Here is a 22829-nt window from a genome sequence, read left to right as displayed (position 1 = left end):
GGTCGTGGCCCCACGGGGATGCCGGCGCGGGTCGGTCAGAGGTCGTGCCAGGGGCGGGGACGGACGGGTTCGGGGACGAGCGGCGCCTCGAACGCCTCGAAGGGGTCACGCGAGTCGAAGGGGTCGCGCGCTTCCATCGGCTCGCCGGCGATGACGGGGATCGCGTCGGAGTCGGCCGGGCGGGGCTCGGCCCACAGCGGCTGGCGGGACGGCGGCGCCCAGGTGAGCGACGGCTGGGCACCGCCGGCGAGGGCGTGGCGCGCCCGCTGCGGCGGCACCCAGATCGGCGGCGGGCCCCACCAGATGATTCGCTCGGCGTGGCTGGCAGTCACCAGAGGCGGCATAGGGGCGCGGGGGACGGCGCGGGGCGCGGCAGTACGGGCGGTGGCAGGGCGGGCAGTGGCAGGGCGGGCGGACGGTCGGGCGGCGGCAGAGCGGGCGGCGGCAGAGCCGGCCACGGCAGGGCGGGCCGTGGCGGGCGCCGGAGCGGCGGGGAGCTCCGGGCGTGACGTGGGGGCGGGCAGCGCGGGCTGGCCGAGCTCGGCGGCCTCGACGGCCTCCTTGTTGGCCGGGGCGGTGGCCAGGATGACGGCCATGAAGATGGTGGTGACGCTCGCAGCGAGGGCGATCATGCTCCACCCCGGACGGACGGCGTCACCGAGGAACAGGATGGCCACGGCCGAGGGCGCGGTCACCTCGGCGATCCAGTGCACCGCGGTGACCGGGCCGACCTGGCCGCGCCGAAGGGCATTCGCATACAGCATCATGCCGCTCACACCGAAGATCACCAGGGCCGCGATCAGTGGATCGGTGAGGACGGTGAGGACGGCCGAGCGGACGCTGGACAACATGTCGTCGGGGAAGGCCAGGGCGCGGCCCACCAGGGCGGCGCCGCCGAGGCTGAGGCCCGCGAAGCAGGCGACCACGCCGGGCGGGCCGTATTTGGTGGCGCCCCAGCCGAGCAGGGCGACCGAGACCGCGGCGCCGCAGAGCCACAGGCGCAGCCCGGCGGACGGAGGGACATCTTCCTGCGGACCGGCCGACATGGCCAGCGCGGTGAGCGCGGCGATCGAGACGGTGACGGCCGCGGCGTCGACGGGGCGCAGGCGGGACTTGAGCACGACCCGGGCGGCCACGACGGTGATGGCGAGCGAGCCGGCCAGCACCGACTCGACCAGGTAGACCGCGAGCTGGCTGAGCGCGATCATCGCGCAGGACCAGGCGACCAGGTCGAGCAGCACGCCGATCACGTAGAGGGGCTGACCGAACGATTTGACCGTGCTGGCGGCGCGGCGGGCGCCGACGGCCTGGAGGATCGACGCCGTCCCGTAGCAGAACGCGCCGAAGATCGTGATCGCCAACATGACCCAGCCCGTGGTGGTCATGGCAGCCACCGGCCCTCGTAACTCTGGGTATATTGACTAATCACGCTCTGATGATATGCATGGAACGACCTAGATCGGAACCGCTACGAGGATCTGACCTGCATAGGTTTCCGCCTGCACGGCCGTGACGTCGACGGGCGCCATCAGCGCGGCGCCGTCCAGGGTGGTCGAACCGGACTCCGAGGCCAGCCAGCTGCCGGCCGGCTCCCGCGTGCCGTCGGCGGCCACGACGAAGAGCCGGCACTGCTCCCCCGCCGGCACGCCGGTCACCGTCGCGCTGACCCGCACCCAGCCGGCGGCCGGGCGGACCGTCGCGTTCATCGACACCCCGGTCGCGGCGTTGGCGGCCGCGCCGGTGCGCACGCCGGGCGCGATCGAGGCGGAGGCCACGGTGGACGCCTCCGGCGAGGACGTGACCCGGCCGATCACCGCGCCCACCCCGAGCGCCGCGACCGCGACCGCGACGGCCGCGGCGGCGACCAGGGCACGGGTGCGCCAGACCTCGCGGCGGCCGAGACGGCGTACCTCGTGAAGCGTGCGTTGCAGCAGCAGGTCGCCGTCGGGCGGCGGGCCCTCGAGGAACGCCTCCGGCGGGATCTCGCCCAGCGCCGCCTCCATCCCGCGCAGGTCGTCGACCTCGCGCCGGCACGGCGTGCAGCCGTCGAGATGGGCCTGCACGACGGCCTGCTCGCCGCGGTCGAGGACGCCCAGGACGTACGCGCCCAGCAGGTCGGTCTCGTGCTCGCTCACCCGGCCACCGCCTCCCGAAGCCGGCGCAGCGCGTGGTAGCTGCGCGCCTTCACCTGCCCGGCCGGCACGCCGAGCGACTCGGACGCCTCGGCGACGTCGCAACCCTGGAAGTAGAGCACCCGCAGCACGTCGCGGTGCTCGGGCTCGAGCGACGCCATCGCCCCGAGCAGCGCCATGGCGTCGGGTTCGCCGAGAGCGCCGGCGAGGTCGCGCACGAGGGCGAACAGCCGGGCGCGGGCCGGACCATCGAGGATAGTGGGGTCGCGCCAGGCAGCCAGCAGAGCTTGCCGGGCCACCGCCTCGCCACGGACGCGATCGCCGGTCAGCCGGGACGCGTACGCGAGCAGCGCCGCGCCGTGCTCCTCGAAGACCCGCCGGACAAGCACCTCGTCGGCGCCGTTGCGGCGGCTCACTCCCCCACCCGCAGCACGGAGATGGTGTCGTCGGCGCCGTTGGAGACGTAGGCGAGCCGGCCGTCGGGCGAGACCGCGACCGTACGCGGGCTGTGTCCGACCTTGACCGTCGCGGTGACCTTGCCGGTGCGACTGTTCAGCACGGACACCGTGTCGTCGCCCTCGTTCACCACGTACCCGTGCTCGCCGTCGGCCGCGAACGCCACGCTCTGCGGCTGCTTGCCGACCTTGAACGGCCCGGTCTCCTTCAGCGTCACCGCGTCGATGAGGTTGGCCGCGTTCGCCTCGTAGCCGGCGACCAGCACCCGCCGCCCGTCCGGCGAGACGGCGAGGCTGTGCGGCGCCTTGCTGACCGGAATCGCCTTGAGAAACTTGTCGGTCTTCATGTCGATGACCGCGACCGCGTTGGACTCGTGGTTGGCCGTGAAGGCCCGCTGCTGGTCGGCGGAGAATCCGACCGCGTGCGGGTTGGGCGGCACGACGATCCGCGCGGCCTCCTTGTTCTGCCCCGCGGTGTAGATCTCGACCCGCCCGCTGCTGTGGATCGGCACCCAGATCTTGCCGTCCGGCCCGACCGACAGCGCGAACGGCTGCAGCCCCGTCTTGAGGTAGTGGTCGGCCTTTCCGGCGGCGGCGTCGACCACGGCCACGCCGCTGCCGGTCTTCTTGTCGTTCTCGTACATCGACACGTACACCTGCCGGCCGTCGCGGGAGACCGCGACGAAGCGCGGGGTGTTGCGCAGCGTCACGCTGGTCACCTTGCGGGAGCCGGCGTCCACCACGGACAGCACCTTGGCGGCCTGGTTCGCGACGTACACGGTCTTGCCGTCGGGCGAGACCGCGATGCCCTCGGGCTCGTTGCCGACCCTGATCGTGGCGATCACGGCGGGCTTCGCGACGCTGGCGATGCGGTGCGCGAGCGCCTCGCGGGTGATCGTGGTGGCCGGCGCGGGCGCGTCGCCGGTGGCGGCGGTCCCGAGCGGGAAGGCGGGCGCCGAGGTCGGCGGCGGCTCGGCGATCGCGTTCTGGGCGCCGCCACCGCCGCTCCCCCGGTCGCCGACCAGCGCCCAGGCGACACCGACGCCGCCCAGCAGCACGAGCGCGGTGAGCCCGGCAATCAGCATCGCGGCCCCGGCCCGGCGGCGGCGCTCGCGCGGCGGCGGCAGCACGGTCACCCGGGGCGGGCCGTAGGTCGAAAGGCCGTTGACCGCCCGCATCTGCGCCTCGACGCCCATCCGGGTCATCGGCGCCGCGGCCATCACCACCTGCCCGGTCACCCGCACGTCGGCCCAGCCGGCCGGCCCGCGCACGGTGACCGACCCGTCGAGCCACTCGGACCGCGGCTGCCACAGGATGCGCAGCTGGCGGCCGGCGAGCATGGCGCGCAGCCCCGGCCCCGAGACGGTGACGGTGGCGGTCGCGGTGGCCAGCGGCGGACCGTCGACCAGCACATCGGCGACCACGCGCGGGGTGCCGGGCGCGATCTGCCCGAAGTCGACCCGGTCGGGGCGCAGGCGGATGGCGGTGCGCTCGAGCGCGGTGGTCGCCGCGGCCGAAACGCTGCGGCTGTCGTCCCGGGTGAGGCCCTCGAGGGCGCGGCGCGCGGCAGCGGCAATAGCGAGATCGGCGCCGCCCGCGAGCCGGGCCAGCTCGTCCACCGCGGTGAGACGAGTCTCCCGGATCGGGCTGTCGATCTCGGTCAACACATGCGTCGGCAGGCCTAGATCACTCATAGTGTCCCCGCGATCATCATGCAGTGACGATGGGGATCAGCGTAACCCGCGGAGGAAGATTGGCATCTATTCGATCAGAGCGGCGACGCCGTCCAGGAGCCGCGCGAGCCCGAACTCGAAGGCGCGGGCGGGATCGCTCGCCGCGTTGTACTCGGCGCCGGCGGCCGAGCCGACCCGCGAGGCGGTGGGGGTCGCCGCCGGGTCGAGCACCTCGGCCAGCACCGGGGCGGCCTGCTCCCACCACTGCTCGTCGGTGAGCCCGGTGCGCTGCTCGACGAGGGTCGCGGCGACGGCCGTCCGCGCCGCGCCGTGCACGAAGTCGCCCACCATCTGCACGACGAGATCCATCTCGATGTCGCCGAGCCCGACGCCGTCGATCGCGCGCAGGTCGTGGTCGTACTTCGCGACGACGTTGGGACCGAGCGGCGGGCGGCTGGTCGCGACCTGAAGCAGCCAGGGATGGCGCAGGTAGAGAGCGAAATTGTCGCGGGCGATCCGCTCGAGCCGGACCCGCCAGCCGCCTTCGACATCCTCGCGGCTCACCTCGGCGAGCACCGTGTCGAACATCAGGTCGATCAGCTCGCCTTTGCCGGGGACATAGGTGTAGAGCGACATCGCGCTGACGCCGAGCTTCTCGGCAACCTTGCGCATGGAGAGCGCGCCGAGCCCGTCGGCGTCGGCGATCGCGATGGCAGCCAGGGCCACCTCGGCCACGGTGAAGCGTGGCTTGGGTCCGGGTCGCGGACCCTCCGAGCGAAGGCCCCAGAGCAGCTCGATGCTGCGTCGCGGGTCCCCGCCGCCGGTGAAGTCGGTCGTCACCCTTTACAGCGTACGGAGTCGGGCTATACTCGACGAACTCCGTACGCCGTAAGGAGATAGGTAATGATCTTCGCCGAGGAACTCACCAGGCGATTCGGCTCCACCACCGCCCTCGACGGGTTCGATCTCGAGGTGCCGGCCGGCACGATCCACGGGCTGCTCGGGCCCAACGGCGCCGGCAAGACCACCGCCGTCCGCATCCTCACCACGCTGCTCCGGCCCGACTCCGGCCGGGCCGAGGTCGCCGGCCACGACTGCGTCCGCGAGTCCGCCCGGGTGCGCGCCCGGATCGGGCTGGTCGGCCAGCTGACCGCGGTCGACGAGCAGCTGTCCGGCCGGCAGAACCTCGAGATGTTCGGCCGCCTGCACCACCTGGGCGGCGCCACCGCCCGCGACCGCGCCACCGAGCTGCTGGAACGCTTCGACCTCACCGAGGCCGCCGACCGGACCGCCGGGAAGTACTCGGGCGGCATGCGCCGGCGGCTCGACCTCGCGGCCGGGCTGATCACCGACCCGGCCGTCATCTTCCTCGACGAGCCCACCACCGGCCTCGACCCGCGCGCCCGCAACGAGGTGTGGCGCACGATCCGCTCGCTGGCCGCCGACGGCACCACCGTGCTGCTCACGACGCAGTACCTCGAGGAGGCCGACCAGCTCGCCGACGGGCTGGCCGTGATCGACCACGGCCGGGTGGTCGCGGCCGGCACCTCCGACGAGCTCAAGGGCCGGCTCGGCGACGACCACCTCGACGTGGTGGTGCGCGACCCGGAACGGCTCGGCGAGACCGCCGAGCTCTTGCAGCGGTTCGGCGAGCCGAGGAAAGACCCCGACCGGCGGCTGGTCAGCGTTCCGGTTCGCGACCGGGTCGCGGCCCTGACCGCCGCCGCCCATGAGATCAGGGAGCGAGGGATCGACGCCGAGGACATCGGGGTACGCCGGCCCACGCTCGACGAGGTGTTCCTTGCACTGACCGAGAAGAGTGCGACGTGACGGCGTACTGGTTGATATCGGATAGCTGGACCCTCACCCACCGCACGCTGCTGCATTGGCGCAACCAACCGGCGCAGTTGATCCTGGGTCTGCTCTTCCCGGTGATGGTGCTGCTGATGTTCGCCTATCTGTTCGGCGGCGCCATGGTGGTGCCGGGCGGCGGCGACTACCGCGAGTTCCTGCTGCCCGGGATGTTCACGCTGACCATGGCGTTCGGGCTGGAAGGGACCTACACGGCGGTGGCCGCCGACGCGCAGCGCGGGGTCACCGACCGGTTCCGCACGATGCCGATCTCGGCGGCCTCGGTGGTGACCGGGCGCAGCGTGGCCGACATGCTCGGCGCCGCGGTCGGCCTAGCCGTGCTGATCGCCTGCGGGCTCGCGATCGGCTGGCGCTGGCACAACGGCCCGGCCGACGCCCTGCTCGCGGTCGGGCTGCTGCTGCTGTTGCGGTACGCGCTGCTGTGGCTGGGCATCTGGCTGGCGCTGGCGGTCGGCAAGCCCGAGACGCTGATGGCGTTGCAGATCCTGGTGTGGCCGCTCGGCTTCCTCTCCAGCGTCTTCACCTCGCCCGACACGATGCCCGGCTGGCTCGGCACGATCGCCGAGTGGAACCCGCTGTCGGCCACCGCCGACGCGACCCGCCAGCTGTTCGGCAATCCGGGATCGGACGGGCCGATCTGGCCCGCGGTCGTGTGGCCGCTCGTCCTGCTCGCGGTGTTCGCGCCAATGGCGATACGTCGGTACCGGCGTCTGACCTGACCGGATTGCCAAGTCTCGCGAACCGGGAACCTTGGGGCGGCTCCCAACCTATTTTGAGAATTCGCTCCTACAGTCGAAAGATGCAGAGCGTCGGCGATCGTCCGGTGATGGCGGTGCTCCCGGCGGAGGGCGCCGACAAACCGGATGAAAAGCCCAAGAATCCTGATCTGCGCAGGAAGCTGCTGATCGCCGCGGTCGCCGTCTGGGCCGTGGCGATCACGGCCGTGGTGATTTTCCGCGGCGGCGGCAATGCCGCGGAGCCGGCGGCGGTCCGCCCGTCCGCCGCGCCGTCCGCATCGGACGCGCCGCTCACGACGGGCCAGGTCTACCAGACCCTGCTGCCCTCGCTGGTGTCGATCCGCTCGACCGGCAAGGCGAGCTCGTCGTCGCCGGCCAAGAGCATGGCCGAGTCCGCCACCGGCACCGGCGTGATCGCGAACGCCGACGGCACCATCCTCACCGCGAACCACGTGATCGAGGGCGCCGTGGCGATCCAGGTGACCTACACCGACGGCACCACCTCGGCGGCCGAGGTCAAGAGCGCCGACCCCAAGCAGGACATCGCCACGCTCACCCCGGCCAAGCTGCCCGAGACGCTGGTCCCGGCCACGCTCGGCGGCGGGCTCGACGTGGGCGACGACGTGGTGGCGATGGGCAACCCGCTCGGGCTGACCGCGAGCACGACCAGCGGCGTCGTCTCCGGTCTCGACCGCGTGATGGCCCGCGAGGAGGGCGGCGACATCACCGGGCTCATCCAGTTCGACGCGGCGGTCAACCCGGGCTCCTCGGGCGGCCCGCTGATCAACGACCGCGGGCAGGTGGCCGGGATCGTGGTGGCGCTGGCCAACCCGACCGACGCGGGCACCTTCATCGGCATCGGCTTCGCCGTGCCCATCGGCGCGGCCCTCGGCGGCGGCCAGGGCGACGGCCGCACGCCACCCTTGTAGAAAAGGACGGACTGCATGAACTGGAGTGACCAGGCGGGCCCCACCGTCTCGGCCGGCCCGATCGAGAAGGTGCTCTACGAGGTCAAGAAGACCATCGTGGGGCAAGACCTGTTGCTCGAGCGGCTGATCGTGGCGCTGCTGGCCCGCGGCCACATCCTGGTCGAGGGCGTGCCCGGCCTGGCCAAGACGCTCGCCGTGAAGTCGCTCGCGCAGGCCGTCGGCGGCGACTTCCACCGGGTGCAGTTCACGCCCGATCTGGTGCCGGCCGACATCGTCGGCACCCGCGTATACCACCAGCCGACCGGCGAGTTCCAGGTGCAGCTCGGCCCGGTCTTCACCAACCTGCTGCTGGCCGACGAGATCAACCGGGCGCCGGCCAAGGTGCAGAGCGCGCTGCTCGAGGTCATGCAGGAACGGCAGGTCACGATCGGCCGCGAGACCCACCAGGTGCCCAACCCGTTCCTGGTCATGGCCACCCAGAACCCGATCGAGAACGAGGGCGTGTATCCGCTGCCCGAGGCGCAGGTCGACCGGTTCATGATGAAGGTGCTGGTCGGCTACCCGAGCGTGACCGAGGAGTTCGTCGTCGTCGAGCGGGCGCTGACGCCCGCCGCGATCATTCAGCGCATCATCGACCCCGAGACCTTGGTGGGGCTTCAGCTTCAGGCCGATCAGGTGTACGTCGACCCGTCGCTGATCGAGTTCGCCGTGCAGCTCGCCCACGCCAGCCGGGAGCCGTCCCGGATCGGCCTGAACGATCTCGCCCGGTACGTCACCTTCGGCGCCAGCCCGCGTTCGTCGATCAGCCTGGTGCTGGCCGCCCGGGCGCTCGCCTTCATTCGCGGACGCGAGTACGTCGTCCCCGAGGACCTCGGCGACCTGGCCCTCGACGTGCTGCGGCACCGGCTGGTGCTCTCCTACGAGGCGCTCTCCGACGAGATGACCCCCGATCTGATCCTCTCCAAGATCTTGGCGAATCTGCCGATCCCGGAGCCGGCGGGCCGGGGCCGCTAGTCATGGTCACCGCGCCGGAACGGCTGCTGCGCCGCCTGGAATGGAAGCTCGGGCGGCGGCTCGACGGGCGGCTCCAGGGCGCGTACCGCACGGTGTGGCACGGCGCCGGCATCGACTTCACCGACCTGCGGGTGTATCTGCCCGAGGACGACGTGCGGCACATCGACTGGAACGTCACCGCCCGGGTCGACGAGCCGCACGTGCGGCTGTACACCGAGGACCGCGAGCTGACCTGCTGGCTCGTCATGGACCGGTCCGCCTCCATGCGCTTCGGCGGTCACGACGGCAAGGAGTCGGTGGCGGCCGAGCTGGCGATCAGCCTCGGCCGGCTCGTGTCGCAGGGCGGCAACCGGGTCGGCGCGATCCTCTTCGACAACGACGCGCAGCAGATCATCCCGCCGCGCACCGGCCGCGACCAGATCCTCCGGATCACCCGCGAGCTCACCCGGCCGTTCACCGGCAAAAAGGGTAAGACCACCGATTTGTCGAGGATGCTCCGGCTGGCGGCGTCCACCACGCTCCGCCGGCGCAGCCTCGTCTTCGTCATGTCCGACTTCATCGGCGACCCGGGCTGGGACAGGGAGCTGGCCCGGCTCACCCACCGGCACGAGGTCGTGGTGATCCGGGTGGTCGACCCGGCCGAGCTCGACCTCCCCGACCTCGGCGTGATCCTGGTCGAGGACGCCGAGACCGGCGAGCAGCTGCTCGTCGACACCAGCGATCCCCTGCTGCGCGGCCGGCTCGCCACCCAGGTCGGCCTGCGCGAGGACGCGGTCGCCGAGGGCATGCGCAAGGCCGGCGTCGACGCGCACCGGATCACCACCGACCAAGACCTGCTGGCCGCCCTCGTCGGCATGGTCCAGCGGTCCGGGCAGGGGCGCCGGTGAGCTTCCTCCACCCCGCCCTGCTCGCGGTCGCCGTTCTGGTGACGGTGGGCGCGGTGGCCACGTACGTCACGGTGCAGAAGCGGCGCACCGCCGCCATGACGGCGGCGGGCTTCGCCCCGGCAACGTCGCGCCGGGCGTCGATCAGGCGCCATCTGCCGTACGCGTTGCTGCTCGCGGCCCTGCCGATCCTCATCGCCGGCCTGGCCCGTCCCGAGGCGAAGCTCTCGGTGCCGCGGGTCTCCGGCACCGTGCTGCTCGCCTTCGACGTCTCCAACAGCATGAAGGCCACCGACGTGGCGCCGTCCAGGCTGGCCGCCGCGCAGCAGGCCGCGACCGGTTTCGTCGACGACCAGCCCGACTCGGTCGACGTGGGCGTCATCGTCTTCGGCGAGCAGGCGCTGCTCACCCAGGCGCCGACCGACGACCACGGCCTCGCGCTCGCCGCGATCAACCGGGCCACGGCCAGCGGCGGCACCTCGCTCGGGCAGGCCATCCTGGTCGGGCTCGGCACGATCACCGGCAAGCCGGTCACGCTGCCGGCCGACGGCGCCGCGCCGGACACGTCGGCGCTCGGCTACTGGCCGTCGGCCACGATCGTGGTCTTCTCCGACGGGCAGGACACCGGCGGGCCGGACGCCGAGGCCGCCGCCGAACTGGCCGCCGCCGCCGGCGTGCGCATCCAGACCGTCGGGGTCGGCACCGAGAAGGGCGGCACCGTCGAGGTCGACGGCTACCAACTCGGCACCCAGCTCGACGAGACCCTGCTCACCGGCGTCGCGCAGGTCACCGGCGGCGCGTACCACCGGGCCGGCGACGCCGGGGTGCTCGCCGACACGACCAAGTCGATCGACCTGCGGCTGACCACCAAGAAGGAGCCGGTCGAGCTGACCGCGCCGTTCGCCGGCGCCGCGCTCCTGCTGCTCGCGATCGGCGCGTTCCTGGGCACCCGCTGGCACGGAAGGATCGTCTGATGTCGCTCAGCTGGCCGTGGGCACTGCTCGCGCTGCTCGTCGTGCCGCTGCTGCTGGTGGCCCGCTGGTGGATGAACCGGCGGCGCAAGCGGTCGGCGGTGACGGTCTCGAGCGTGGCGCTGATCCGGGCCGCGTTGCCCGGCCGCAGCTCGTGGAAGCGCCGGGTGCCGGTCTGGCTGTTCCTGGCCGGCCTGCTCGCGCTCGGCGCCGGCGTGACCCGGCCGGAGGCGACCGTCCAGGTGCCCTCCAACAACACCTCGATCCTGCTGGCCATCGACGTCTCCGGCTCGATGTGCAGCACCGACGTCGACCCCAACCGGCTCACGGTGGCGACCGAGGCGGCCCGCAACTTCATCAAGCAGCAGACCGACGGCACCCGGATCGGCCTGGTCGCGTTCTCCGGCATCGCCGGGCTGCTGGTGCCGCCGACCACCGACAAAGACCAGCTGATCGACGCGATCGACACGCTGAAGACCGCCCGTGGCACCGCGATCGGCCAGGCGATCCTCACCTCGATCGACGCGATCGCCGAGCACAACCCGAACGTCGCGAAGACCGGCGTCGACCTCGGCGACGCCGCGCCCGGCACGATCGGCGAGTACCAGCCGGACACGATCGTCGTGCTCACCGACGGCTCGAACACCACCGGCGTCGACCCGGTCACCGCTGCCGAGCAGGCCGCGGCGCGCCGGGTGCGGGTCTTCACGATCGGCTTCGGCACCACCGAGCCGGCCCCGATGGTCTGCACGGCCGACCAGGTGGGCGCCGACCAGTTCGGGACGGGCCGGGGCGGCTTCCCGGGCGGCGGGGGCTTCGGCGGGCGCGGGGCCGGCGGACGCTACCAGGAGATCGATGAGGAAGCGCTGCAGAAGGTCGCGGACACCACGGGTGGGCGCTACTTCCGGGCGGAGGCCTCCGACCAGCTCGTCGACGTGCTCAACGACCTGCCCCGCGAGATCGGCCTGCACAAGCAGAAGGTCGAGGTCACCGTTTGGTTCGTGCTGGCCGGCGTGCTCCTCGCCTTCACCGGCGTGTTCCTGTCGCTGTGGTGGAACCGTGGCCCCTCCCCGCGACCCCCGGCCAAGTCGCCCGCGCCCTTGTCGCGAACGGCGGCGAGATAAGGCGTCTTCACCCTTCGCCGAGGACGGCCGCCCACTTCTCGCGAACCGCGGCGAGATAGGCCGGATCGCTCGAGGCGACCCGCGGGAACGAGCGCAGCCGCTCCCAGGGCCGGCAGGCGTCGATCACCGCGCGGCTGTTGAAGGGCGCCGCGCCTTCGGCGAGCATCGGGTCGAGCCGGCTGCCCCGGGTGCGGCGCTGGATCTCGATGTCCTCGGCCGGATCGGTGCGGGTGGAGACCGCCCAGATCAGCTGGTCGAGGTCGGCCGGGTCGATGTCGTGGTCGACCACCACCACGTACCGGTTCATGTACGACGCCGCCGGCAGCTGCGCGGCCAGATGGCCGACCTGGCGGGCGTGACCGGCGTAGCGCTGCTCGATCGCCACGCCCACGAAGAGACGGCCGCCGCCGGCCTCGTGCGCCCACGCCTTCACGACGCCCGGCACCCCGGTGGCGACCAGCTCGTCGTGGATCATCGCGGATTTCATCACCGTGCGCATGTACGAGTAGTCGTGCGGCGGACGGCCGGGCGGGGCGCCGAGCAGGATCGGGTCGTCCCGGTGGTAGAGCCGGGTGATCTCCATGGCCAGGTCGGCGCGGCGGCTGCCCGAGTAGTACCCGGTCCACTCGCCGAACGGGCCCTCGTCGCGGGTGTGGCCGGGCCGTAGCCAACCCTCGATCGCGAGCTCGCTGCCGGCCGGGATGGGCAGCCCGGTGTCCGGACCGAGGACGACCGGAATGCGGTCGCCGACGACCGCTCCCGCGTACGCGAGCTCGGAAATACCCGCCGGAACCTCGGTACCACCCAGCGCGAGCAACAACGGGTCGTGTCCGAAGGAGACGGTGACCGGCGCCCGGCCGTGGCGCTCGAACCAGGCGGCGATGTGCTGGGCGCCGTGCTTGCCGGGAACGGCCGCGATCGTGACCGACCGGCCCTCGTCCTGCACCTCCATCCGGTAGCAGCCGCCGTTGTGCACGCCGGTCTCGGGGTCGCTGGTCACCACGAGGCAGCCGGTGCCGATGAAGCGGCCGCCGTCGTGCTCGTGCCAGCGCGGCACCGGGAAGTCCAGCAGGTCGACCTCGCCCGTGACCTCGTTGGCCAGCAACGGCGCGTCGGTGACCGGCAGCACCGGGAAGTCGCGCGCGGCAGCGGCCCAGGCGGACGGCTTGCCGCGCAGCGCCTCGACCAACGACTCGTCGGTGTGGCCGGCGCCGAGGCGCAGGGTGAGGCCGAGGCGGCGGGCCGAGCCGGTGCTGCCGGTCAGCACCCGGCCCGTGGAATAGCTCGCTATTCCCGAGAAGAGCAAGGCTTTCGGGTACGGCGAGCGGTAGCTGAGCTCGGCGATCGCGCCGATCTCCAGGTCCCAGTGCGCGCCGTGCACCTCGCCCAGCTCGCCGATCTTCTCCACTTCGGACAGGAACGTACGCAGGCTCAGGAGCGGCTCCATGGGCCCACCATATTCGCACCAGCCGATGCGATCGGGCGACCGGGGTCGCGGACTCGGCCGCCGCGGCGGAGTATGCGCCAGAGACTCACGTCGATGGGGGGACGAGATGAGGCACCGGGTTGCCGCGGCGCTCGCCGTGGTGCTGATCGTGGGCGGGTGCGGCGCCGACAAGCAGGCGGTAGCCGAGCCGCCCGACAACGTCACCTACGCGACCGGATTCGGCGCGGTCGGGCGGGACGCGTTCATCTGGGTGGCGCAGGAGAAGGGCTACTTCCGCAACGCCAACATCGAGATCGACATCCAGAAGGGCGCGGGCAACGTCCCCAACCTCACCATGCTCAAGTCCGGCCAGGCGCAGTTCGCCGCCATGGACTTCTCGGGGGCCGAGGTGCTCGCCGGCACCGGCAAGTTCACCGACTGGCGCGCGGTCGCGGCCGTACACCAGCAGACCCTCGTCTCGATCATGACGACCGCCGACACCGGCATCACCAAGCCGGCCGATCTCACCGGCAAAACGATCGCGACGGCCAAGGGCTCGGTCAGCGAGCTGCTCTTCCCCGCGTACGCGAAATTGGCCGGCTTCGACGCCTCCTCGGTGAAGATCCAGGGGACCCAGCCGACGGCGCTGAACGGGCTCATGGCCAAGCGCCAGGTCGACGCGATCAGCACGTTCCTGCTCAGCGAGAAGGCCCTCGCGTCGGCCTCGAAGAAGCCGGTCACGGTCATGCCGTACAGCGACTACCTGAAGAACCTCTACGGCAACGTCATCGTCACCCGGGCCTCGCTGCTCACCACCGACCGCGACCTCGTGCGGCGGTTCACCGACGCGGCGCTCAAAGGCCTGCAGTACAGCCTCGAGCATCCCGACGAGGCCGCCGCGATCCTCAACAAGGCCGAGCCCACTGCCGCGATACCGGCGGCGGTCGGCGAGATCCAGGCCATGAAGCCGTACTCCGAGCCGCTGGGCAAGCTCAACCAGCAGCGCGTCGTCGACGGGATCGCCGAGCTCACGAGCGCGGGGCTGATGCCGGCCGGGCTGACCCCGGACAAGGTGGCGGACTTCAGCTTCGTGCCCTGACGGCCCCGGCTGGCACGCCCCGACCCCGGCCGGCGGCCGCGGTGATCGCCGGTCAGCGGATGGTCGCGATGAGGCGTTGCAGGGCGGCATGCGCCGGAGGGCCCCACGTGGGCTTGCCGCCGGGGCGGCCGTGGACGCCGGCGTCGCCGCTGAGGATGCCGCTGAGGGCGCGTGCCATTGCCCAGCCGCGGGCGCGGCGCATGGTGGCGGCGTCCACGGGCGGGCCTTGCCCCACCCGAGTGGGCATCTGCCCACTTAAAGTGGGCAAGCGCCCACTTAGAGGCTGGTACGCGGCGAAGAAGTGGTCGGAACCCAGGTGGTGACGAGCCAGGGCCGGGGAACCGCCGTTCACCAGCAGGATGGCGGCGAACAGGACCAGCACGACGGCGAGCAGGATCCATCGGGGTCGCGGCACCGGCAGGCGCCGCCGGGACGACTTCTTGACCGTGTCGGCGGACACCGATATCCCCTTGCGGCAGGTGCTGGCTCATCGCCCTGTTCGGCCACCGTTCGCAACGACTTAGTAGCTGTAATTTTTTGCATATATCGGGCGGCCGCCGAGCGGGGCGCCGAGGGAGCGGAGAGGCTGCGGGGATGCGATGGCGGCTCGTGTGCGTGACGGCTGCACTCCTGGTGTCCGTCGCAGCGTGCGGCGACGACTCCTCGCCGTCGGCCAGCGCCTCGACCGGCACGGGCTCGCCGGCGGTCGCCCCTTATCTCGACATCGTGAGCGGCTCGGCCGACATCTCCGACATCTACCAGAAGACCGGGCAGGCCTCGTTTGCGGCGGCCTTCGTGGTGGCGGACAGCGCCGGGACCTGCACGCCGACGTGGGGCGGCTCGACCGCCATCGACGACAGCACGATCAAGGCATCGATCGACAAGATCACCGCCAACGGCGGCAAGGTGATCGTCGCGACCGGCGGGGAGACCGGAACCTATCTGGAGACCGCCTGCTCGGCGCCGGCGCTGGCCTCCGCGTACGAGAAGGCCCTGGATGCCGCCGGGAGCAACTACCTCGACGTGGACATCGAGCAGACCGTGACCGCCGCGACCGTGACCTCCGCGCTCGCCGCCCTGCAGAAGGCCCGGGGCACCGCGATCACGCTCACCCTTCCGGTAGGCGGCGAGGAGGTCGGCCTCACCGACGAGGCGATCGCGTTGCTGACCAGCGCCAAGGACGCCGGCGTCGACGTGACCGTGAACGCGATGACGATGAACTTCACCGCGACCGGCGACTGGGGGACCGGGTTGACCGCGGCCACCGAGGCGGTCAAGGACGACGTGGCGAGCGTCTGGCCGGATCTGGCCGACGCCGAGGTGTACGACATGCTCGGCGTCACCCCGATGATCGGTGTCAACAACACCGGCGGGACGACCACGCTCGCGAACGCCAAGACGCTGCTGAGCTGGGCCGAGGAGAAGGGCTTGGGCTTCGTACGCTTCTGGTCGGTGAACCGCGACAACGGCGGCTGCACGGACGGCTCGCTGAGCGCCACGTGCAGCGGCATCAGCCAGGACGACTACGCCTTCACGTCGCTGTTCAAGGGCTACACGACGTAGCTACCTCGGCGCCGAGGCCGACGATGCGGAAGCCGAGGCCGAGGTCGAGACCGTCGCCTTCGTGGTGAGGCCGGAGTCGGAGGCCTGCACCACGCTCGCCGACGATCCCGATGTACAGCGCCGCGAAGATCGCCACGAGGAAGCCGAAGATCGCGAGGAGCCGCTTGCGGCGGCCGGTCGAGTCGACGAAGACCTGCGGGGTCGCGGCGGTTTCCGATGGCATCACAGCGGTGCGAATCATGGTGATTTCTTCCTTTCGAGACCGTCCTCGGCCACGTTAGGAATGCAATCTAAGAGATCTCTTTGGGATGCCTGCGCACTCTCTGTGATGACAAGTGCCGCCACTCTCCGTGATCGCCCGCGCAGCACGCCGCGAGATCGGGCCGCACCGCTCACTCTCCGCATTTGCCGCATTTGGGATAGTGCTATTGACGCGAATCGATCGTATGATACGCGAAAATACCTGAGGTAAGCGCATTCCTGAGGAGACGGCGATGAGCAACGCGCGACTGGTGACGGCTTTGGCGGCGACCGCGCTGGTGCTGTCGATGGCCACCCCGGCGAGGGCCGGCGAACGACAGACCGCTCCCGGCACCGCGACCCGCCCGATCCTCTCCGCGACGGAGGCTGCCCCCTACGTCCCCCGCACCTACTTCGGCTACTCCGGTGAATACGCCGCCCCGGTCGCCGACCCCTGGCGCCCTGCCCCGATCGCGCCGGTGAAAAGGCCGGACCTGCTGGTGGGCGGGCACGGCTACGCCACGGTGCAGGAGGCCGTCAACGCCGCCTACCGGGCCGGCGGGTCGAAGCGCCGCTACATCGGCGTCCTCCCCGGCGTCTACCAGGGCACGGTCTTCATCCCCGCCGGCGGCCCGCCGCTCACCCTCTACGGCCTCGGCCGCCCCGCCGATGTGCGCCTCGAGTTCACCGTCGACGCCACCATCACGCCCGCCGCCTGGGCCGCCCTGGTCAACCCGGACGGCCGCTACGCCGAGGGCGACCCCGCCTGGCCGATGTTCCAGTCGTGCGCCACCAGGACCAGCGCCACCGCCGGCCTGTGCGCCACCGTGGTCTGGGCGCAGAGCACCGACCTGCAGCTCAAGGGCCTGACCATCACCAACACCCTGCTCGACAGCGTCGACCGCGGCACCCATCAGGCCCTGGCCCTGCGCACCGACGCCGACCGCACCCAGCTCGAGGGCATGCGGCTCATCAGCCGCCAGGACACGTTCCTCGCCAACGCCGACGACGTGGCCCGCATCGCCCGCGTCTCCGTGCGCGACTCCTACATCGAGGGCGACACCGACTTCGTCTTCGGCCGCGCCGCCGCCGTCTTCACCGGCACCCGCTTCCACCTGGTCTCATCCCGCAAGGCCTCGGGTGGTGTCATCCTCGCGCCGAACACGGCCCCGGGCTATCCGTACGGCTTCCTCGTCACCCACTGCCTGATCACCGCCGACGAGGGCTACGCCGCCGCGCCGACCGGCTATCTCGGCCGCGCCTGGGACCAGGGTGCGAGCGCCACCGGATACCTCCCCGGCATCACCCCGAACGGCCAGCTGGTGATTCGCGACAGCCTCATCGGCGCGGGCTTCAACGCCGTCACTCCGTGGGCGCCGGCCGCCACCACGGCCCGCCCCTTCGCCGCCCGCATCGACGAAGGACGCGACCTCAACGACATCAACTTCAACAGACTTTTCGAGTACGCGAACCGCGCGGCCCGATCGAGTTGACCGCACTGCCGTGACGCACGCCAGGCTCCGGCCCGGACGGCGCGGCGCTGCCCGGACGGCGCGGCGCTGCCTGGTGCGGCGCGGCGCTGCCTGGTGCGGCGCGGCCCGGCGCTGCCCGGTGCGGCGCGGCGCGGATGAAGACTTGCGGCGCGTGGCGCTCCGGAAATCATCAAGATCCGGGTGGACGAGGACCTACGTCGGGCGGCCGGCTGCGGTCGATACCTGGGCCCGTCCGGGCCTGGGCCTGCCGGCTCTTCGGCGGCCGGCGACGGTCTCGCGGACGGCGTCGGTCGCGAGGTCGACGTCGTCGGGGGTGTTGTAGAGGGCGAAGCTCAGTCGGCAGGTCGCGGGCGGGTCGAGGCCGAGAGCGCGGTGGGCGAGGGTGGCGCAGTGGCAGCCGGCGCGGGCCTCGATGCCGCGGCGGTCGAGCGCCTCCGCGATGGCGAACGGGCTGATGCCGTCGATCGTGAAGGACACGAGCGGCGTGCGGTGCTCAGGCCCGTACACCCTGAGGTTCTTGATCTCGGAGAGCCCGGCCATGCACCGGGCCGTGAGGTTCGCGGTGTGCCGGCCCACCCGGGCCATGACCTCCTCGATCGCGACGCGCGGCAACGGGCCGGAGCCGCCGAAGAAGGCGGTCGGCATGACCATGTCGAGGAGCAGGCGGAGGGCCTGGGCCGAGGCGATCACGCCAAGGATGTTGGGGGTGCCGGCGGTGTACTTCCAGGGGAGGTCGTTCCAGGCGACGGTCTCGGTGGTCACGCCGCCATCGGCGATCATGTCGCCGCCGTAGAGGAACGGGAGAGCGTGGTCGAGCAGGTGCCGCTTGGCGTAGAGGACGCCGACGCCGAAGGGCGCGAGCATCTTGTGGAAGGAGAACGCCAGGTAGTCGACGTCGAGGGCCTGGACGTCGAGGGCGCTGGTGGGTGCGAGTTGGGCGGCGTCCACCAGGAGCAGTGCGCGGCGCTCGCCGGTCGGCTGGGGATAGCCACCGGCGTCGGCGATCGCTCGGATCTTCGACAGATCGGGCTTGGTGCCGAAGAAGTTGGAGGCGCCGGTGCAGCAGACGAGCTTCGTGCGTTTGTCCACAAGGGACGCCAAGTGGTCGAGGTCGAGGCGGCCGGTGGCGTCGAAGCGGGCCAGGCGCAACTCGACGCGGCGGCCGAGGCGCGGGAGGATCTCGCGGCACAGGGCGTGCCACGGCACGTAGTTGGAGTTGTGCTCGAGCATGGTGGTGACCACGTTGTCGCCGTCGCGGAAGTCGGTGAGCAGCGAGTACATCACCGCGTTGATCGCCTCGGTGGTGTTGCGGTAGGTGGCGATGCAGCCGCGGCCGGGCGCGTTGAGCCAGGCCGCGATCGTGTCGAAGGATGCCTCGTACATGGCGGTCGTGCGGCGCGAGGCGGTGGACTGGCCCCGGTGGACGTTCTCGTACCACGGCGCGCATCGCTGGAGGAGCCCGATCAGCTCCCGGGGTGGTTGCGTGCTGGCGGCGTTGTTGGTGACCACCCGTCCGGCCGCGGGAAAGTCGAAGTACGACCGGATCCGGGTGGTGTCGAGGCTGTTCATCGTTTCTTCCAGGCGCCGATCATGAGGGGCCACAGCATCGGGCGGTCGGGGTTGCGGGTCGCGTCGGCCTCCAGCTCGGCCAGCGCCGACTCCACCTCGCGGGCGGTCGCCACGCCGTGTCCCAGGGCGGCCGGCATCAGGCTGCGCAGCACGCTGTCCACCATCCGGTGGCCCGATCCGTACGAATCGACCCGGCCGGCCACGTCGGTCCCGTCCGGAGCGCCCACCCCGGCCTGGGCGAACAGCGTCGGCAGCGACGTTCCGGCCCGCACGTCGCAGCCGACCGCGCCGAACGTGCCGAAGATCAGCCGGCCCGCCTCGTCCATGGCCGGCGACGACGGCAAGGTGGCGACCGTGCTCAGGTCGTAGTCCTGCACCAGCAGGTGGCCGCCGGGGGCGACCGCGTTCCACAGGCGGCGCAGCACGGCGACCCGCTCGGGCAGGTGGAACAGCAGCAGGCGGGCGAAGACCAGGTCGTACGGGCCGCCGGGCACCGACTCGTACGCGGTCAGGTCGTGCGCGATGGTCCGGCACTGCCGGTGCCCGGCCTCGTGCAGCGTCTCCTGCGCGCTTGCGGCCAGCGAGGCGTCCACGTCGATCCCGGTGACCCGGCCCGCGGGGCCCACCCGCAGCGCCATCAGCCGCATCGTCTCGCCCGGGCCGCACCCGGCATCGAGGCAGCGGGCACCGGCGGCGAGCCCGATCCGGTCGAGCAGGCGGCCGGTCGCGGCCTCCCACACGCGGGCCTGCGCCCGCAGTCGCTCGTACTCCTCCGGCGTCCGGCGGAGGGCATATTCGGCAGAGGTAGAGGAAATCATGGCATTGATGCTCGGCCGGAATCGCCGATGCTGAATCGTGGATCCGACCACGAGGTTTCGTGGCGGGCCGCACGGGCCTACCGTCAGGGTCATGCCTCGCGTGCTGCTCCAGCGCGACGCCGAGATGGCTGCCCTCGACTCCCGGCTCGGTTCCGTACGCGCCGGCACCGGGCGGCTGATCCTCGTCGAGGGCCCGGCCGGCATCGGCAAGTCGAGCCTGCTCGCGGCGGCGGCGCAGGCGGCGGCCGCGGCCGGGGTGCGTGTGCTGCGGGCGTGGGGCGGGCCGCTCGAGCACGACGCCGGCTGGGGAATAGCGCGGCAGCTGTTCGCGCCGCTGCGCGGGAGCGCCGAGTGGGACGGGCTGGCCGTGGGCGCCGCCGCGCTGGCCCGGCGGGCGCTGGACGCCGAGGGGGCCGAGCCGGCGCTCGACGGCGACGCCATGCACGCGGCCGCCCACGGCCTGGTGTGGCTCGCCTGCGGGCTGGCCGAGCGCGGGCCGGCGCTGCTGGTCGTCGACGACGTGCACTGGGCCGACGCCCCCTCGCTGCGCTGGCTCCTGCAGCTCGTGCGGCAGATCGCCGACCTGCGGCTCGGCATCCTCTGCGCGGTGCGCACGGGCGAGCCGCCCGGGTCGCCAGGCCTGCTGGCCGACCTTCTCGCGGCGGCCGCCGAGCCGCCGGTGCGACCCGCGCCGCTCGGACCGTCCGCGGTGGAGTCGGTGATCGACTCGCGGCTGCCGGACGCCGCGCCGGGCTTCGCGCAGGCCTGCCACGCGGCCACGGCCGGCAATCCGTTCCTGCTCGGCGCGCTGATCGACCACCTGTACGCCGAGCGGATCCCGCCCTCGCTCGAGACCGCGACCCGGCTCAGCTCGTTCGGCCCCGAGCAGGTCGACCGGGCCATCGAGCGACAGCTGTCCCGCCTGCCGTCCGGGGCCGGCACGCTGGCCCGCGCCTTCGCCGTGCTCGGCCGGGGCGCGCCGCTGCGGCACGCCGCCGAGCTCGCCGGGCTCGACACCGCCGAGGCCGCGCGGCTCGCCGACCGGCTGCGCTCGGCCGGGCTGCTCAACTACCGCGAGCTGACCCACCCGCTCGTGGCCGCCGCGCTCTACCAGGGGATGCCGCCGAGCGAGCGCGCCCTGTGGCACGGGCGGGCCGCGGCGATCCTGACCCGCGAGCGGGCCGACCCCGAGGCGGTCGCGCTGCACCTGCTGCACAGCGAGCCGGCCCGCGACGCCGAGACCGTACGAACCCTGCGCGTCGCGGCCGAGGGCGCGGGGCGGCGGGGTGCGCCGGAGAGCGCGGCGGCCTTCCTGCAGCGGGCGCTCGCCGAGCCACCGCCCGACCCCGCCGACGAGGCCGAGGTGCGCTGCCGGCTCGGGCTGGTGCTGGCCGCGCAGGTCGGGCCGGGCGCGGTCGGGCTGCTCGACTCGGCGGTCGAGATGGCGGTCGACCCCGCGCAGCGGTCGCGCATCGCGCTCTCGTGCACGCGGGCGCTCGCCCTGGCCGGGTACTTCGAGGACGCCATCCGGGTGTGCCGGCGGGGCCTCGACTGCGCGTCGTCCTCCGACCCCGAGGTCCTGAGCCGGCTCGAGGCCGAGCTGGTGGGCCTCGCCTGCATGCGGGCGGACGGGGTGGCCGAGGCCCACGTGCGGTCGCGACACCGCTCCGATCTCGCGCTCTGGCGGGTCTGCGGCGCGTGGGAGGCGCTCTGCGACGTGCGCCCCGCCGACCAGGTCCTGCCGTTGCTGGTCACCGAGATCCCGCCGGAGGACAGCGACTCGATCCTGACCACGTTCGCCAAGTTCATCCTCATGGTCTACGGCGAGATCGACATGGCCCACGAGAGGTGCACGGCGCTGATCGACCTCGCCCGGCCGCGCGGGTGGCGGATTGCGCTCGCGCACGGCAGCTTCCTGCGTGCCATGACCCACCTGGCCGCCGGGCGGATCCGCGACGCCGAGGCCGACGCGCGGCTCGCGTACGACTTCAAGCGGCTCAACAGCCCGCCGGACGCCCTGCTCTGGTCGATCTTCCCGCTGGCCGAAGCGCTGACCGAGCTCGACGAGCTGGACGAGGCGTCGACGGTGCTGGCGGCGGCCGGCGACCTGCCGGAAGGAACGATCATGGCCGGGCTGACGCTCGAGCGCCGGGCCCGGCTACGGCTGGCCCAGCACCGGGCGGCCGACGCGCACACCGACCTGATGGCGGCGGCCGAGACGTGGAAGCGGGTGGAGGTCCAGCACCCGGGGCTGGCCGCCTGGCGGGTCGACGACTGCCGGGCGCTGGTCGCGCTCGGCGACACGCAGGCGGCCCGGTCGCTGGCGTCGGAGCATCTCGCGCTGGCGTCCCAGTTGGGGTTGCCGGGTCCACGCGCGGCCGGGTTGCGCGCGCTCGCGGGAACGCTCGACCACGAGGCGGCGATCGGGCCGTTGGAGGAGGCCGTCGCGCTCCTCGTGGACTCCCCCTTCCGCCTCGAATACGTTCGTACGCTGGTCGAGCTCGGCGCGACGCTGCGCCGGGGCAACCACCGCGCGGCGGCCCGCGTCCCGCTCGGCCGAGCGCTGGTGCTGGCCGAAGGGGGCGGGATGCGGCTGCTGGCGCGGCGGTGCCACGAGGAGCTGCGGGCCTCGGGGGCGCGGCCGCGGGGTACGGCGGTGTCGCTCACGTCGGCCGAGCACCGGGTGGCGACGATGGCCGCGCGCGGGCTGAGCAATCGCGAGATCGCCGAGCAGCTCTACGTCACGCGGCGCACCGTCGAGACCCACCTGACGCATGCCTTCCAGAAGCTGGGCTGCGACGCCCGGGCCCAGCTGGCCGCCCATCTCTGA

At 72.4% G+C, this 22829-nt stretch carries 20 protein-coding genes and 1 pseudogene; 11 read left to right on the top strand and 10 right to left on the bottom strand.

Features of this window, described 5'->3' with window-relative positions; all coding sequences use genetic code 11:
• Positions 1 to 35: 35 nt before the first annotated feature.
• The 5 genes from ACIA5D_RS13265 to ACIA5D_RS13245 form a co-directional block, all read right to left on the bottom strand.
• Entirely contained in the window at positions 36 to 1385 is a 1350-nt protein-coding gene (locus ACIA5D_RS13265; protein WP_396030118.1) for a hypothetical protein, read from the bottom strand.
• A gap of 69 nt (positions 1386 to 1454) precedes the next feature.
• Positions 1455 to 2135 (bottom strand): anti-sigma factor family protein, encoded by a 681-nt coding sequence (locus ACIA5D_RS13260; protein ID WP_396030117.1) that lies wholly within the window; start codon positions 2133 to 2135, stop codon positions 1455 to 1457.
• Complete coding sequence (locus ACIA5D_RS13255) at positions 2132 to 2548, bottom strand: sigma factor-like helix-turn-helix DNA-binding protein (RefSeq protein WP_396030116.1); 417 nt, start codon at positions 2546 to 2548, stop codon at positions 2132 to 2134. Before ACIA5D_RS13255 ends, ACIA5D_RS13260 begins: the two co-directional genes overlap by 4 nt.
• Entirely contained in the window at positions 2545 to 4281 is a 1737-nt protein-coding gene (locus ACIA5D_RS13250; RefSeq protein WP_396030115.1) for a YncE family protein, read from the bottom strand. The genes ACIA5D_RS13255 and ACIA5D_RS13250 overlap by 4 nt, the downstream gene beginning before the upstream one ends.
• A 66-nt stretch (positions 4282 to 4347) precedes the next feature.
• Positions 4348 to 5100, bottom strand: coding sequence for a TetR/AcrR family transcriptional regulator C-terminal domain-containing protein (locus ACIA5D_RS13245; protein WP_396030114.1), 753 nt, complete (start codon positions 5098 to 5100; stop codon positions 4348 to 4350).
• Positions 5101 to 5163: 63 nt separating this feature from the next.
• Between ACIA5D_RS13245 and ACIA5D_RS13240 the strand changes: the two genes are divergently transcribed.
• From ACIA5D_RS13240 to ACIA5D_RS13210, 7 genes are all read left to right on the top strand, one after another.
• The gene (locus ACIA5D_RS13240) at positions 5164 to 6090 is read left to right on the top strand and encodes an ATP-binding cassette domain-containing protein (protein ID WP_396030113.1); all 927 of its coding nucleotides are present in this window, start codon (positions 5164 to 5166) and stop codon (positions 6088 to 6090) included.
• The gene (locus ACIA5D_RS13235) at positions 6087 to 6851 is read left to right on the top strand and encodes an ABC transporter permease (protein ID WP_396030112.1); all 765 of its coding nucleotides are present in this window, start codon (positions 6087 to 6089) and stop codon (positions 6849 to 6851) included. Before ACIA5D_RS13240 ends, ACIA5D_RS13235 begins: the two co-directional genes overlap by 4 nt.
• Before the next feature lie 80 nt (positions 6852 to 6931).
• Positions 6932 to 7798: a S1C family serine protease gene (locus ACIA5D_RS13230; RefSeq protein WP_396030111.1), complete on the top strand. Its 867-nt coding sequence runs from the start codon at positions 6932 to 6934 to the stop codon at positions 7796 to 7798.
• A gap of 15 nt (positions 7799 to 7813) precedes the next feature.
• Complete coding sequence (locus ACIA5D_RS13225) at positions 7814 to 8812, top strand: AAA family ATPase (RefSeq protein WP_396030110.1); 999 nt, start codon at positions 7814 to 7816, stop codon at positions 8810 to 8812.
• 2 nt (positions 8813 to 8814) lie between these two features.
• Positions 8815 to 9699 (top strand): DUF58 domain-containing protein, encoded by an 885-nt coding sequence (locus tag ACIA5D_RS13220; RefSeq protein ID WP_396030109.1) that lies wholly within the window; start codon positions 8815 to 8817, stop codon positions 9697 to 9699.
• Positions 9696 to 10670 (top strand): VWA domain-containing protein, encoded by a 975-nt coding sequence (locus ACIA5D_RS13215; RefSeq protein WP_396030108.1) that lies wholly within the window; start codon positions 9696 to 9698, stop codon positions 10668 to 10670. The genes ACIA5D_RS13220 and ACIA5D_RS13215 overlap by 4 nt, the downstream gene beginning before the upstream one ends.
• A complete protein-coding gene (locus ACIA5D_RS13210) occupies positions 10670 to 11791 on the top strand; it encodes a VWA domain-containing protein (RefSeq protein ID WP_396030107.1) in 1122 nt (373 codons plus the stop codon). Before ACIA5D_RS13215 ends, ACIA5D_RS13210 begins: the two co-directional genes overlap by 1 nt.
• A gap of 7 nt (positions 11792 to 11798) precedes the next feature.
• On the opposite strand, the gene ACIA5D_RS13205 is transcribed toward ACIA5D_RS13210, so the two are convergent.
• Positions 11799 to 13238, bottom strand: coding sequence for a UbiD family decarboxylase (locus ACIA5D_RS13205; RefSeq protein ID WP_396030106.1), 1440 nt, complete (start codon positions 13236 to 13238; stop codon positions 11799 to 11801).
• A 106-nt stretch (positions 13239 to 13344) separates the two neighbouring features.
• On the opposite strand from ACIA5D_RS13205, the gene ACIA5D_RS13200 reads away from it, so the two are divergent.
• On the top strand, positions 13345 to 14316 hold the full coding sequence (locus ACIA5D_RS13200) for an ABC transporter substrate-binding protein (protein ID WP_396030105.1): 972 nt from the start codon (positions 13345 to 13347) through the stop codon (positions 14314 to 14316).
• A gap of 52 nt (positions 14317 to 14368) precedes the next feature.
• Here the strand turns inward: ACIA5D_RS13200 and ACIA5D_RS13195 are convergent.
• A pseudogene (locus ACIA5D_RS13195) lies at positions 14369 to 14530 on the bottom strand (aminoglycoside phosphotransferase); the annotation flags it as partial.
• A 401-nt stretch (positions 14531 to 14931) separates the two neighbouring features.
• Between ACIA5D_RS13195 and ACIA5D_RS13190 the strand changes: the two are divergent.
• Positions 14932 to 15879 (top strand): glycosyl hydrolase, encoded by a 948-nt coding sequence (locus ACIA5D_RS13190; RefSeq protein WP_396030104.1) that lies wholly within the window; start codon positions 14932 to 14934, stop codon positions 15877 to 15879.
• Here ACIA5D_RS13190 and ACIA5D_RS13185 read toward each other — a convergent pair.
• Positions 15860 to 16120: a hypothetical protein gene (locus ACIA5D_RS13185; protein ID WP_396030103.1), complete on the bottom strand. Its 261-nt coding sequence runs from the start codon at positions 16118 to 16120 to the stop codon at positions 15860 to 15862. The genes ACIA5D_RS13190 and ACIA5D_RS13185 overlap by 20 nt on opposite strands.
• Before the next feature lie 253 nt (positions 16121 to 16373).
• Between ACIA5D_RS13185 and ACIA5D_RS13180 the strand changes: the two genes are divergently transcribed.
• A complete protein-coding gene (locus tag ACIA5D_RS13180; protein ID WP_396030102.1) occupies positions 16374 to 17612 on the top strand; it encodes a putative acyl-CoA thioester hydrolase in 1239 nt (412 codons plus the stop codon).
• A gap of 192 nt (positions 17613 to 17804) precedes the next feature.
• On the opposite strand, the gene ACIA5D_RS13175 is transcribed toward ACIA5D_RS13180, so the two are convergent.
• A complete protein-coding gene (locus ACIA5D_RS13175) occupies positions 17805 to 19181 on the bottom strand; it encodes an aminotransferase class V-fold PLP-dependent enzyme (RefSeq protein ID WP_396030101.1) in 1377 nt (458 codons plus the stop codon).
• A complete protein-coding gene (locus tag ACIA5D_RS13170) occupies positions 19178 to 19999 on the bottom strand; it encodes a class I SAM-dependent methyltransferase (RefSeq protein ID WP_396030100.1) in 822 nt (273 codons plus the stop codon). Before ACIA5D_RS13170 ends, ACIA5D_RS13175 begins: the two co-directional genes overlap by 4 nt.
• A 91-nt stretch (positions 20000 to 20090) precedes the next feature.
• Here ACIA5D_RS13170 and ACIA5D_RS13165 point away from each other — a divergent pair, with 91 nt between their 5' ends.
• Positions 20091 to 22829 (top strand): ATP-binding protein, encoded by a 2739-nt coding sequence (locus tag ACIA5D_RS13165; protein ID WP_396030099.1) that lies wholly within the window; start codon positions 20091 to 20093, stop codon positions 22827 to 22829.

Origin of the sequence: Actinoplanes sp. NPDC051513 (assembly GCF_044454685.1) — a bacterium.
GTDB lineage: Bacteria > Actinomycetota > Actinomycetes > Mycobacteriales > Micromonosporaceae > Actinoplanes.
This window is presented reverse-complemented; position numbering and strand designations above follow the sequence as displayed.

Coding starts and splice junctions, on each gene's coding strand:
- ACIA5D_RS13180 (WP_396030102.1), top strand. CDS start 16,374: ATGAGCAACGCGCGACTGGTGACGGCTTTGGCGGCGACCGCGCTGGTG.
- ACIA5D_RS13240 (WP_396030113.1), top strand. CDS start 5,164: ATGATCTTCGCCGAGGAACTCACCAGGCGATTCGGCTCCACCACCGCC.
- ACIA5D_RS13205 (WP_396030106.1), bottom strand. CDS start 13,238: ATGGAGCCGCTCCTGAGCCTGCGTACGTTCCTGTCCGAAGTGGAGAAG.
- ACIA5D_RS13185 (WP_396030103.1), bottom strand. CDS start 16,120: ATGATTCGCACCGCTGTGATGCCATCGGAAACCGCCGCGACCCCGCAG.
- ACIA5D_RS13250 (WP_396030115.1), bottom strand. CDS start 4,281: ATGAGTGATCTAGGCCTGCCGACGCATGTGTTGACCGAGATCGACAGC.
- ACIA5D_RS13200 (WP_396030105.1), top strand. CDS start 13,345: ATGAGGCACCGGGTTGCCGCGGCGCTCGCCGTGGTGCTGATCGTGGGC.
- ACIA5D_RS13170 (WP_396030100.1), bottom strand. CDS start 19,999: ATGATTTCCTCTACCTCTGCCGAATATGCCCTCCGCCGGACGCCGGAG.
- ACIA5D_RS13220 (WP_396030109.1), top strand. CDS start 8,815: ATGGTCACCGCGCCGGAACGGCTGCTGCGCCGCCTGGAATGGAAGCTC.
- ACIA5D_RS13265 (WP_396030118.1), bottom strand. CDS start 1,385: ATGACCACCACGGGCTGGGTCATGTTGGCGATCACGATCTTCGGCGCG.
- ACIA5D_RS13210 (WP_396030107.1), top strand. CDS start 10,670: ATGTCGCTCAGCTGGCCGTGGGCACTGCTCGCGCTGCTCGTCGTGCCG.
- ACIA5D_RS13165 (WP_396030099.1), top strand. CDS start 20,091: ATGCCTCGCGTGCTGCTCCAGCGCGACGCCGAGATGGCTGCCCTCGAC.
- ACIA5D_RS13230 (WP_396030111.1), top strand. CDS start 6,932: ATGCAGAGCGTCGGCGATCGTCCGGTGATGGCGGTGCTCCCGGCGGAG.
- ACIA5D_RS13175 (WP_396030101.1), bottom strand. CDS start 19,181: ATGAACAGCCTCGACACCACCCGGATCCGGTCGTACTTCGACTTTCCC.
- ACIA5D_RS13225 (WP_396030110.1), top strand. CDS start 7,814: ATGAACTGGAGTGACCAGGCGGGCCCCACCGTCTCGGCCGGCCCGATC.